Here is a 12,308-nt window from a genome sequence, read left to right as displayed (position 1 = left end):
TATAACCTGAATAAAGTGCGTATGTATGTATTCATAAATGTAAGAGCAAGATTACAAAGGTGAAAATATCGGATGGCGTTTAGATTATTTTGTTGTTTCGGAAAGAATGAAAGACCAGATGACAGAAGCGAAAATTAATAGTGAAGTGATGGGATCAGACCATTGTCCAGTTGAATTACATATAAATTTCTAAAAAAAGAAGTATCTCCCTAATATTAGGGAGATACTTCTTTTTTTAATTCAGTTTGTTAAAATTTTTCAAATCATTCTTGAAATAATTTCATATTAAATATATACTTAGTAACGATAATCATTATCAGTGAAAATGATTATCAAGTGATGAAGACGTAAAAGAATTATAGTCTAGGGGAAGTGAACGTGAATGAGTTCTGGATAAAATTATTAATCTAATGAAATATATATATGGAATAAGATTCATATAGTTAAATTCTATTGAGAATATAGTTTGAAAATTTGAGAGGAGACATATAAAGATGAACAAGAAATTATTTACTTTAGGGATGGTTACCGTTTTAAGTGTAGGTTTAGCGGCATGTAATAGTGCGGATAAAACTTCAGGCGAGCAAAAACAACAGACAAAAGCTACGGAAACGAAAAAAGATGAAAAACGAAAAATTACATATTTAGGTAAAGAATATACAGTGCCAGCAAAAGTAGATAAAATTGCGACAGCTAGTTTAGAGTCAATGGAAGATGCGGCAGTACTTGGAATTAAACCAGTTGGTGCCATTACTGTAGGTGGTAAACTACCAAAATACCTGGAAAAAGAGTTAGAAGGTGCGAAATCTGTTGGTGAGAAAATGCAACCCAATTTCGAAACATTACTACAATTAAAACCAGATGTGATTACATCAAGTACGAAATTCCCAGCAGAAACAGCTGAAAAGTTTACGAAAGTAGCTCCTACATTCCCGGTATCACACGTTTCAACAAATTGGGAAGATAACTTAAAGTTAATGGGAGAATTAACTGGTAAAAAAGATAAAGCAGAAAAAATTATTAAAGACTACAATTCAGACGCTGAAAAAGCAAAAGCAAAACTAGGAGATAAGTTAAAAGATAAAAAAGTACTTGTCATTAGACTAAGAGCAAACGAATTATTCCTATATCCAGAAGGAGTATACTTCAACCCTGTAATTTATAAAGATCTTGGACTAACTGCTCCAGAACAATTGAAAACTGTAAAAGCACAAGAGAAAATTTCATTTGAAAAACTTGCTGAACTTAACCCAGATTATATTTTCTTACAATATGAGGCAAGTGAAAATAAAAATCCAAAAGTGTTAGAAGAAATTGAAAGTAATCCAATTTGGCAAAGTATGAATGCTGCGAAGGAAAAGAAAGTATTTGTAAACGTTGTAGATCCAATGGCGCAAGGTGGTACTGCTTGGAGTAAAACTGCCTTCTTAAAAGAAGCAGTGAAAAATTTATCTAAATAATACAATAAGTAAGGTGCGTTGAATGATATGCAGAAAACAAATGCAGTACCAGTAACTATATTATGTATAGCACCCATACTCATCTTATTTACAGTTATACTTTCGATTTTGTATGGGGCGAAAAGTATTGATGCTGAAACAGTGTGGAACGCATTATTTCATTTTGATTCAAGTGATGTAAATCATAATATTATTATTACTTCACGTTTACCAAGGGTAGTTGCAGCTCTTTTAGTCGGAGCATTTCTAGCCATATCAGGAGCACTTATGCAGGGGATGACAAGAAACTATCTTGCATCCCCTTCTATTATGGGTGTGACGGATGGTGCTGCCTTTGTTATTACACTTTGTATAATTTTTCTTCCAGGAATGTCATCAATTGGTATGGTTATATGTTCAATGATTGGTTCTGCACTCGGAGCCGGTATCGTGTTTGGTTTTGGTTCGCTCCTTCAAAATGGCTTATCACCAGTTAGGTTAGCGATTATAGGAACAGTTATTGGAACATTTTTAAGCAGTGTATCGGCTGCAATGGCTTCGTATTTCCAAATTTCTCAAAATGTTAGTTTTTGGTTTAATGCAAAGTTAGATCAAGTAGATCCTAATATAATTAAAATCACGATACCGTTTGGGATAATTGGAATAATTTTAGCATTGTTAATATCAAAATCTATTACCATTCTTTCATTAGGCGAAGAGGTTTCTATTAATTTAGGACAGCGTACAAAACTAGTTAAAGCGATGGCAATTTTATCGGTAATTTTTTTAACAGGAACAGCAGTTGCTTTAGTGGGGAAAGTTGGTTTTGTAGGTTTAATTATTCCACACATTACCCGCTTTATAATTGGGGTAGATTATAAGTGGATTTTGCCATGTGCAGGTGTTATTGGTGGCGTTTTCTTAGCGTTATGTGACGTTTTGAGTAGATTTGTAAACTATCCATTTGAAACACCTATTGGAGTCGTTACCTCCTTAATTGGAATTCCTTTCTTCCTTTATTTAATCCGTACTAGAGGAGGAGAGAGACATGCTTAAAAGTTCAAGTCAACGTTTCGGAATGACGATGGGGATTATTATATTTTTAATACTATGTGCTATCTATATTAGTTTAACAAATGGTACGTTCGACATTACGATTACAGATGTATTTAAAACACTTTTTAGAATTGATCCAGTACCAGAACATGATTTAGTTATTTTTGAGTTTCGTCTTCCGCGTATCGTAATTGCTGGATTAGTAGGATTAGGCCTTGGTGTTGCAGGTGCTGTTATTCAAGGGATTACGAGAAATGGATTGGCGGACCCAGGTATTTTAGGAGTAAATGCCGGAGCGGGAACAGCGATTGTCATTTTTATGTTTTTCTTTCAAGGACAATTAAAAAGCACAGACTGGGTTTCTATTATGATGATGCCAATGTTTGGTTTAGTAGGTGGATTAGGTGCAGCTATCATCATTTATCTGTTTTCTTGGAAAAACGGTAAATTAGATTCGCAGCGACTTTTATTAACAGGGATTGCAATTGGATCGGGATTTGGAGCTTTTTCTATGTACTTATCACTCAAAATGAAGTCAACTGATTTCGAGATGGCTGCAGTGTGGGTGTCTGGAAGCATATATAGTGCGAACTGGAAGTATATTGTGGCTATGTTACCATGGCTTATTATCTTAATTCCACTTATACAAAAGAAAGCTTATTTATTAGATTTATTCCAATTGGAAGAAACGAGTATTACAAGTTTAGGTGTTTCAGTAGAAAGAGAGAAATCGATTTTATTATTAAGCAGTATCGGGCTTGTGAGTGCATGTGTTGCTGTTTCAGGGAGTATCGGTTTTATTGGCTTAATGGCACCGCATATAGCGAAAAGACTTGTCGGTATTCAACATAAGTATATAATTCCTACGTGCGGCGTAATCGGAATGTTTCTTGTAATTGCCTCAGACTTTATTGCAAAAACAGTTTTCACACCTGTAGAGTTACCAGTTGGAATCGTTATTTCTATTGTCGGTGTACCGTATTTCTTATATTTACTTTATAAGGCGAAAGCGTAAGAGGAGGAATAAAAGTGAGTATTTTAAGTGCAAAAAATTTAGAAACAAGTTATGAAAAGCTTACAGTGTTTCGCGATTTAAATGTGGAAATACAAGAAGGAAAAGTAACGACAATTATAGGTCCAAACGGTTGCGGTAAATCGACATTGTTAAAAACAATGGGAAGAATTTTAAAACAAAAAAGCGGAAAAGTATATTTGCAAGGGCAAGATTTACATACAATTTCAACGAAAGAAATTGCGAAGCAGTTAGCTTTACTCCCGCAAACTCCAATTGCACCAGGTGAACTTAAAGTGGAAGAATTAATTTCTTATGGACGCTATCCACATCGAAATAACGTAAATAAGTTAACGACAAAAGATAAAGAAATGATTGATTGGGCATTAAATATAACGAAAACTTCTGAATTTCGAACGAGACAAATTGCAAATTTATCAGGTGGTCAAAGACAAAAGGTATGGCTAGCGATGGCATTAGCACAAGAGACAGAAGTGTTGCTATTAGATGAGCCAACTACATACCTTGATATGTCTCATCAATTAGATGTATTACAAATTGTGGAGAAGTTAAATAAAGAACATAATTGTACGGTTGTTATGGTATTACATGATATCAACCATGCAGCAAGATTTTCAGATGAAATTATTGCAATGAAGGAAGGAGAAATTGTTACAACTGGTAGCCCAGAAGAAATCATTACAAATGAAGTATTAAAAGAAGTATTTCATATTGATGCACGTGTCATGATTGATCCGTATAACGGGGCTCCTGTTTGTTTCGGTTATGATAGCGTTGTATCTCAAGAAGAAAAAATCGAAATATATGTAACAAGTTAAAAAGGGGGGGATAGGGTGAATACTACAGTTGAAAAACAGCAGATTATAATATCTAATACAGAACAGTGGAAAATGTATTCAAAATTAGAAGGTAAGGAATATCAAATTCATATTTCAAAGCCGAGGCAACCAGCACCGGATTCAGGATATCCTGTCATTTACGTATTAGATGGCAATGCCTTTTTTCAAACATTTCATGAAGCAGTTAAAATACAATCAGTAAGAGCGGAAAAAACTGGTGTTTCACCAGCTGTTATAGTAGGAGTGGGTTATCCAATTGAAGGCGCATTTTCAGGGGAAGAAAGATGTTATGATTTTACGCCTAGCGTAATTTCAAAAGATGCCCCTTTAAAACCAGACGGTAAACCGTGGCCTAAAACAGGAGGAGCACATAATTTCTTTACTTTTATTGAAGAAGAACTGAAACCACAAATTGAAAAGAATTTTGAGATTGATAAAGGTAAGCAAACGTTATTTGGGCATTCTTTAGGTGGATTATTTGCTCTCCATATACTATTTACAAACTTAAATGCTTTTCAAAATTATTTTATTAGTAGTCCATCTATATGGTGGAATAATAAATCCGTACTTGAAAAAGAAGAGAACCTTATAAATGAATTAAACAATGCTAAGTTTGAAACAGGAGTGTTCCTTACAGTTGGGTCACTAGAACGAGAGCATATGGTTGTAGGTGCAAATGAATTATCAGAGCGCCTTCTCCAAGTAAACCACGATAAACTTAAATTTAAGTTTTATGAAGCTGAAGGGGAGAATCATGCATCTGTTGTGCCGACGTCTTTAAGTAAAGGGTTGAGATTTATTAGTTACATATAGGAAAAAAGGTTATGGATGAAACATTCCATAACCTTTTTTGATATGTAGAATTGTCCTTTTTGAAAGTTTTGTTTCAACTTTTCGTCTAAAGAGACAAAAAGTTGTCACAAAACGGTCACAATTAGCATAAACATAAAATAGACGAAATGAACTTATTTCCAAAAAGGCTCGGTTTATTCCGATCATGATTTGTAGAGCTGAAAAAGTATGGATTAAAAGTTCACTATATTCCCAAGGAGGTAGATCGTATGAAAACTATTCTTGCTATCGCTGGACTTATTTGGGTTCTATCGCATGGCATCCCAATTTATGAAGGAGAACAAATTCGCAGTGCTCTGAATAAAAATTTTAATGAATATCATATCATTGACCGGCAAGATAATGTTGTAACAGTTCGAGTAAATGACTGTTTTCATACGGTAACCGTTGAAGGAACTTCAGTAGTGAATGATACAAAAGTATGTGATCAACAATAATTATATATGGAAAGAAAAAATTCTTGGATTAAATATCTGAAAATTAAGATTTTAATATTATAGATGAAGAATAAGCGGGGGCGGGTAATCCCCGCTTATTCTTGTTTCACTTTATTGAATTTTGATGAGAGATATAATGATTTTTTTGACAAAAAGGAAAGGGTATACTAAAAATTGAGATTAAGAAGCTAATGCATTGTTAAGAATAATCATAAAGCGTAAATATACTCTTATGGGGTATCGTGCGTAGATATTTAATGCTATAATTGGTATACTCATAAAAACAATTGTTTTATTGGGTGAAGAGAAACTTTAAGAAGGTGATAATATGGATCATAAAGAGCATGAAGCAGTAACACATAGATCAGAAAAAGAAAAAGAACAGATTATAAATAGATTAAAGAGAATTGAAGGACAGGTCCGCGGTATTCAAAATATGATTGAAAATGATCGTTATTGCGTGGATATTTTAGTGCAAATTTCAGCGATTAATGCAGCGATGAAAAAAGTAGGAATGGGTGTATTAAAAAACCATACAAGTCATTGTGTTTCAGGTGCTATTAAAGATGGCAATGGTGACGAAGCAATTGAAGAATTAATGACTGTATTTGAACGTTTTTCAAAAGCGTAAAAACAAGCTAGTATGTCACTGGCTTGTTTTTTTTGTTTACCTTCATAATAAGATCTCGGCGTATTGATGTGAAAAAGTGTGTGTAAAATAAACTTTTAGAAAATAATTGAAAAATCATGATATAAAACCATTGATTACCTTAGGGGGGTATGGTAAGATGTAATTGTGATTAACAAACAATGAATAAACAAGAGGAGGATTTTAAATGGAACAGTTAACATTACAGGTTGAAGGTATGTCTTGTGGACATTGTGTAAATGCTATCGAAAGCAGTGTGAAAGAGCTAAACGGTGTTGAACAAGTGAAGGTTCAATTAGCAGAAGGAACTGTTGAAGTTACTATCGACTCGTCTGCCGTAACATTAAAAGATATCGTTGCTGTAATCGAAGACCAAGGATACGATGTTCAATAATTATTTTTAGATATGGAAATAAATCGTACTTTAAATGAAGTACGATTTATTTTGCTAATAATTATACCTCATAAGGGTATATAGAGGTGAGAGACATGAATGAAAAAAAAGAGGCCAATCTTCAAATATCAGGAATGACATGTGTGGCATGTGCAAATAGAATTGAAAAAGGTCTAAAAAAAGTAGAAGGTGTTCATGAGGCGAATGTAAATTTTGCACTTGAAAAAACAAAAATAATGTACGATCCAACTAAAACAAATCCGCAACAGTTTAAAGAAAAAGTTGAATCGTTAGGATATGGAATTGTAAGTGATAAAGCTGAATTTACTGTTTCAGGAATGACATGTGCAGCATGTGCAAATAGAGTTGAAAAGCGCTTAAATAAGTTAGATGGTGTGAACAAAGCGACAGTAAATTTTGCTTTAGAATCAGCTACAGTAGACTTTAATCCTGATGAAGTTAATGTAAATGAAATGAAGAGTGCGATTACGAAGCTAGGATATAAATTAGAAGTGAAACCAGATAATCAAGATGCATCAACTGATCATCGATTACAAGAAATTGAAAGACAAAAGAAGAAGTTTATTATTTCGTTTATTTTATCTTTCCCATTATTGTGGGCAATGGTTAGTCATTTCTCATTTACGTCGTTTATTTATTTACCGGATATGTTAATGAGCCCTTGGGTGCAACTAGCACTTGCAACCCCTGTTCAATTTATCATTGGTGGACAGTTTTATGTTGGAGCTTATAAAGCGTTACGTAATAAAAGTGCGAATATGGATGTTCTCGTGGCACTTGGAACGTCGGCCGCGTATTTCTATAGTGTATATTTAAGTATTCAATCTATTGGTTCTTCGAAACATATGACAGATTTATATTTTGAAACGAGTGCGGTACTTATTACATTAATTATTTTAGGTAAATTATTTGAAGCGAAAGCAAAAGGGCGCTCATCAGAAGCAATTAAAAAATTGATGGGTTTACAAGCGAAGACAGCTACAGTTGTGCGAGATGGAACAGAAATAAAAATTTTGATTGAAGAAGTAGTAGCTGGTGATATCGTCTATGTAAAGCCTGGTGAAAAAATACCAGTAGATGGTGAGATTGTAGAAGGAAAGTCAGCAATTGATGAATCGATGTTAACGGGTGAAAGTATTCCTGTTGATAAGTCAATTGGGGATGTAGTAATAGGTTCGACAATAAATAAAAATGGATTTTTAAAAGTGAAAGCAACTAAAGTAGGAAGAGATACTGCATTAGCTCAAATTATTAAAGTAGTAGAAGAGGCACAAGGTTCAAAAGCTCCTATTCAAAGGGTAGCAGATCAAATTTCAGGTATTTTCGTACCGGTTGTAGTTGTGATTGCGATTATCACATTTGCAGTATGGATGATATTTGTTACACCTGGTGATTTTGGCGGAGCACTTGAGAAAATGATAGCAGTACTTGTTATCGCTTGTCCATGTGCATTAGGTCTTGCAACGCCTACATCTATTATGGCAGGATCAGGAAGATCAGCAGAGTATGGTATTTTATTTAAAGGTGGAGAGCATTTAGAAGCAACGCACCGATTAGATACGGTTATTTTAGATAAAACGGGTACAGTGACAAATGGGAAGCCGGTGTTAACAGATGTAATTGTAGCAGATGGATTCAATGAAAATGAACTGCTTAGATTAGTAGGGGCAGCAGAAAGAAATTCTGAACATCCACTTGCAGAAGCGATTGTAGAAGGAATTAAAGAAAAGAAAATTGATATCCCAAGTTCAGAAACGTTTGAAGCGATTCCGGGATTTGGTATCGAATCAGTTGTAGAAGGAAAACACTTATTAATTGGTACACGTCGATTAATGAAGAAATTCAATATTGATATTGAAGAAGTTTCTAAATCAATGGAAGCGCAAGAACGAGAAGGAAAAACAGCAATGCTTATTGCAATCGATAAAGAATATGCTGGTATAGTTGCCGTTGCAGATACTGTAAAAGATACTTCAAAAGCAGCTATCGCAAGACTGAAAAAAATGGGTCTAGACGTTGTGATGATTACAGGAGATAATACACAAACTGCTCAGGCAATTGCAAAGCAAGTTGGTATTGATCACGTAATTGCAGAAGTATTGCCAGAAGGAAAAGCAGAAGAAGTGAAAAAACTGCAAGCAAATGGTAAGAAAGTAGCGATGGTTGGAGACGGGATAAATGATGCTCCTGCTCTTGCTACAGCGAACATTGGTATGGCAATTGGAACGGGAACGGATGTAGCGATGGAAGCAGCGGATATAACGTTAATCCGCGGTGACTTAAATAGTATTGCTGATGCGATCTTTATGAGTAAAATGACGATAAGAAATATTAAACAAAATTTATTCTGGGCATTAGCTTATAACGCGTTAGGAATTCCAATTGCGGCATTAGGTTTCTTAGCCCCTTGGGTTGCTGGAGCAGCGATGGCATTTAGTTCTGTATCCGTTGTATTAAATGCATTACGATTACAAAGAGTTAAATTAAAATCTTAAAGAGCTACATTAAGTAATTGAATAGAATTAAAAAACAATACTTTGAATAAGTATTGTTTTTTTTGTTCGTATAGAAATTAAAACGATATAATAAAGTAGAAATATAGAATCGTATGTAGTAGAAAAGTTAAGAGGTAGTTTCGTAAGGAGACTTATATATGTTAAAAGATATTATAATTAGAACATTCCAGAAAGAAGATTTAGATCAAGTATTACAATTGTTCTATGAAACAGTTCATACGGTTAATGCAAAAGATTATAATGAGTTACAGCTACAGGCGTGGGCACCGGAGCAACTAGATAGAGAAAATTGGTTACAGTCTTTAGAAAAGAATATTAGCTATGTAGCGGATCATAAAGGTGTGATTGTGGGGTTTGGGGATTATAACGATGATCGTTACGTAGATCGTTTATTTACGCATAAAGATTATCAAGGGAAAAGAGTCGCTTCATACATACTACAGAAGTTAGAAAAAGAAGCAGTGAACCTAGGGCATAGGGAGATATATACAGAGGCGAGCATTACCGCAAAACCTTTTTTTGAAAGTAAAGGTTTTATTTGCATAAAAGAACAAAAGAAACAACATAATGGTCAGATTTTTATTAATTATGTTATGAAAAAAATATCCTTCTCATAAATGAGAAGGATATTTTTCATTATTTTACAGCTTCTTTTAGTTCTTTACCAGCTTTGAAAGCAGGTACTTTAGAAGCTGCGATTTGCATTTCTTCACCAGTTTGTGGGTTACGGCCTGTACGAGCAGCTCTTTCACGAACTTCGAATGTACCGAATCCGATAAGTTGTACTTTTTCACCAGCAGCTAAAGTGTTAGTGATTGATTCTACTACAGTTTGTACAACTACAGTAGCTTCTTTTTGAGAAATCTCAGCATTTTGTGCTACGTTTTTAATTAATTCTGTTTTGTTCATGTTTTTCACCTCATATGTAAATAATGCTATTTAAGTTGTTATTATAACGTATAAAACATTCGAGAACAAGTGTACGTACATATATTCGCAAAAAAAATGAAATTTGTAATATTTTTTAGGGCACTTTATAGACATTCCATTTAAGCGGACAGAGATTTGTTCTTCATTTCAGTCTTCTCTTGATGAGCAGGTAGTTTCTTATTATAAGATATGAAGTAAGGTAGTGCTACAAATAACATACCTCCTACTAAATTTCCAAAGAAAACAAAAATAAAGTTTGGAAAATATTCAGCCCAAGTGAAATGACCGGCAAAAATGGCGGCTGGGATGACAAACATATTGGCTACAACGTGTTGAAATCCAATCGCAACAAAAGTCATAACCGGGAACCAAATACCGATAATCTTTCCGATAAATTCTTTACTTCCCATACTGAGCCAAACAGCTAAACAAACGAGCCAATTACATCCGATTGCAGAAATAAATGCTTGCAATGGTGTATCTTGTAGTTTCGCTTGAGCGATAGAAATAGTTTTTGCTAAAAAAGCTCCTTCAGTTAAGCCAACGATATGACCGAAAAAGTAGGCTACAAATACAGCCCCTATGAAATTGCTAAATGTAACAATAACTAAATTTCGTATGAAATAAAATAAAGTAATTTTCTTTTGAAGCCAGGCCATAGAAACTGTCATCATGTTACCAGTTACTAGTTCACCGCCTGCAAGAATAACGAGAATAAGGCCAATAGGGAATACAGCAGCGCCTAGAAAACTAGTAAATGATCCCCAAGCCTTTGGCATTGTTCCAATAACATGAATATCGAGTAAATACCCTAATGCTATAAAAGCACCGCCAAAAAAACCGAGAATTAACATAGGGAGTAATGATAAATGAGCTTTTTTTCTTCCGGAATTAGCAGCAAGTTCCGTAATTTCTTCTGGTGTAAATACAGACATGAATAACCCCTCCGTAATAAAATGATGGAATGAATAGAAAAAATTTCGAAAATCTATGTATTATAAAAATATGTTATGACTTCTGTATAAAATTGTCAAAGTGAATAGAGAGGGAATTACATATTGATAACATTGTTCATGTTGTCACATGAATGTAACAATAAGGATTTAAAGTGTTTCTAGAGGTGAAAACATGAATACGAATCATGTAAAAAAAGAACGAAAAAAATCAATCGTAAAGATATTTATTATTAGTTTTATAAGTATATTAATGATACCAGTAAGTTTGTATTATTATGCGACAGAAATAGAACGAAAACTAGTAACAGTTACGTGGAATGAAATAGAAGCTTCTACAATTCCTAAAGAGTTTAATAATAAAAAAATATTGCAGTTTTCAGATGTACATTTAGGACCAGAGTTTACACTGAAACAACTTGAACATTTAGTGGAGAAGATGAATGAATTACATCCAGATATAGTAGTTTTTACCGGAGATTTAATAGATAAATTTGGGTCTTATAGTGCGGAAAGAGAAGAAGCGAAGGTTATTTTGCAGAAAATTTACGCTCCCTTAGGGAAATATGCTGTGTTTGGGAATCATGATAGGGGCGGGGGCGGTAGTTTATTTTACAAAAAATATATGGAAGAAGCTGGTTTTTCTGTATTAGTAAATGAAGTGCAGAAAATTAAAGTGGAAAACGGCAAATATATTATAATATCAGGTTTGGATGATTTTCTATTAGGGAAGCCGCAAATAGATTCAACTTTAAAAAACTTGAAACAAAATGATTTCAACATGTTATTAGTACATGAGCCGGATGTTGTAACCAAAATAAATCGTTACCCAGTTGATCTTCAACTGTCAGGACATAGTCACGGAGGACAAGTCCAAATTCCTTTTGTAGGTCCGTTAATTACTACCAAACTAGCTGAGCACTACGTTGAAGGTATGTATGAAGTAGAGGGGAAGAGTAAGCCGTTATATTTATATGTAAATCGTGGCATTGGGACTACTAGGATGCCTGTTAGATTTTGTAGTGTACCTGAGCTTTCAATTTTTGTGTTGAAGCAAAATAGTAACTAGAATATTTAACAATATGATTCCAAGGAACGTGCGATGTTGGTCGATGGAAAAGAGTTTCTTAAAACTTTAGATGTGACAAAGTAATTTTCATAAGTAAAAAACAACAATAGGACCTATAAA

13 protein-coding genes and 1 pseudogene are annotated in these 12,308 nt (G+C 34.0%); 12 read left to right on the top strand and 2 right to left on the bottom strand.

All coding sequences use genetic code 11. From position 1 onward, the window contains the following. Nucleotides 1-55: 55 nt before the first annotated feature. From ACXKY9_RS18100 to ACXKY9_RS18050, 11 genes and pseudogenes are all read left to right on the top strand, one after another. Nucleotides 56-193, top strand: a pseudogene (locus ACXKY9_RS18100) (exodeoxyribonuclease III); the annotation flags it as partial. Between the two features lie 301 nt (nucleotides 194-494). Then, nucleotides 495-1,460 (top strand): iron-hydroxamate ABC transporter substrate-binding protein, encoded by a 966-nt coding sequence (locus tag ACXKY9_RS18095; protein ID WP_001035506.1) that lies wholly within the window; start codon nucleotides 495-497, stop codon nucleotides 1,458-1,460. A 27-nt stretch (nucleotides 1,461-1,487) separates the two neighbouring features. After that, on the top strand, nucleotides 1,488-2,495 hold the full coding sequence (locus tag ACXKY9_RS18090; RefSeq protein WP_001173051.1) for a FecCD family ABC transporter permease: 1,008 nt from the start codon (nucleotides 1,488-1,490) through the stop codon (nucleotides 2,493-2,495). Beyond that, nucleotides 2,488-3,510: a FecCD family ABC transporter permease gene (locus tag ACXKY9_RS18085; RefSeq protein WP_000920450.1), complete on the top strand. Its 1,023-nt coding sequence runs from the start codon at nucleotides 2,488-2,490 to the stop codon at nucleotides 3,508-3,510. Before ACXKY9_RS18090 ends, ACXKY9_RS18085 begins: the two co-directional genes overlap by 8 nt. Before the next feature lie 14 nt (nucleotides 3,511-3,524). After that, complete coding sequence (locus tag ACXKY9_RS18080) at nucleotides 3,525-4,346, top strand: ABC transporter ATP-binding protein (protein WP_000025773.1); 822 nt, start codon at nucleotides 3,525-3,527, stop codon at nucleotides 4,344-4,346. A gap of 15 nt (nucleotides 4,347-4,361) precedes the next feature. Beyond that, the gene (locus ACXKY9_RS18075; protein ID WP_001098697.1) at nucleotides 4,362-5,180 is read left to right on the top strand and encodes an alpha/beta hydrolase; all 819 of its coding nucleotides are present in this window, start codon (nucleotides 4,362-4,364) and stop codon (nucleotides 5,178-5,180) included. Nucleotides 5,181-5,428: 248 nt separating this feature from the next. Next, nucleotides 5,429-5,656, top strand: coding sequence for a hypothetical protein (locus ACXKY9_RS18070; protein WP_000849103.1), 228 nt, complete (start codon nucleotides 5,429-5,431; stop codon nucleotides 5,654-5,656). 328 nt (nucleotides 5,657-5,984) lie between these two features. After that, the gene (locus tag ACXKY9_RS18065) at nucleotides 5,985-6,287 is read left to right on the top strand and encodes a metal-sensing transcriptional repressor (RefSeq protein WP_000349636.1); all 303 of its coding nucleotides are present in this window, start codon (nucleotides 5,985-5,987) and stop codon (nucleotides 6,285-6,287) included. A gap of 205 nt (nucleotides 6,288-6,492) precedes the next feature. Further along, nucleotides 6,493-6,699, top strand: coding sequence for a copper chaperone CopZ (copZ, locus tag ACXKY9_RS18060; RefSeq protein WP_000436973.1), 207 nt, complete (start codon nucleotides 6,493-6,495; stop codon nucleotides 6,697-6,699). 95 nt (nucleotides 6,700-6,794) lie between these two features. Next, a complete protein-coding gene (locus ACXKY9_RS18055) occupies nucleotides 6,795-9,215 on the top strand; it encodes a heavy metal translocating P-type ATPase (RefSeq protein ID WP_001003187.1) in 2,421 nt (806 codons plus the stop codon). Nucleotides 9,216-9,373: 158 nt separating this feature from the next. Next, entirely contained in the window at nucleotides 9,374-9,853 is a 480-nt protein-coding gene (locus ACXKY9_RS18050; protein ID WP_000910155.1) for a GNAT family N-acetyltransferase, read from the top strand. 19 nt (nucleotides 9,854-9,872) lie between these two features. Here the strand turns inward: ACXKY9_RS18050 and ACXKY9_RS18045 are convergent, their stop codons facing one another. After that, nucleotides 9,873-10,145 (bottom strand): HU family DNA-binding protein, encoded by a 273-nt coding sequence (locus ACXKY9_RS18045; RefSeq protein ID WP_001043904.1) that lies wholly within the window; start codon nucleotides 10,143-10,145, stop codon nucleotides 9,873-9,875. Between the two features lie 140 nt (nucleotides 10,146-10,285). Further along, nucleotides 10,286-11,101 carry a formate/nitrite transporter family protein gene (locus ACXKY9_RS18040; protein WP_000110530.1) on the bottom strand — a complete coding sequence of 272 codons (816 nt, stop codon included), beginning with the start codon at nucleotides 11,099-11,101 and terminating at the stop codon, nucleotides 10,286-10,288. A 193-nt stretch (nucleotides 11,102-11,294) separates the two neighbouring features. Between ACXKY9_RS18040 and ACXKY9_RS18035 the strand changes: the two genes are divergently transcribed. Then, a complete protein-coding gene (locus ACXKY9_RS18035) occupies nucleotides 11,295-12,188 on the top strand; it encodes a metallophosphoesterase (RefSeq protein ID WP_001095345.1) in 894 nt (297 codons plus the stop codon). The last annotated feature ends 120 nt before the right edge of the window (nucleotides 12,189-12,308 follow it).

It is taken from the genome of Bacillus sp. 2175 (genome assembly GCF_057812155.1).
The sequence above is the reverse complement of the archived record's forward strand: the minus strand, read 5'-3'. Positions and strand labels throughout refer to the sequence as shown.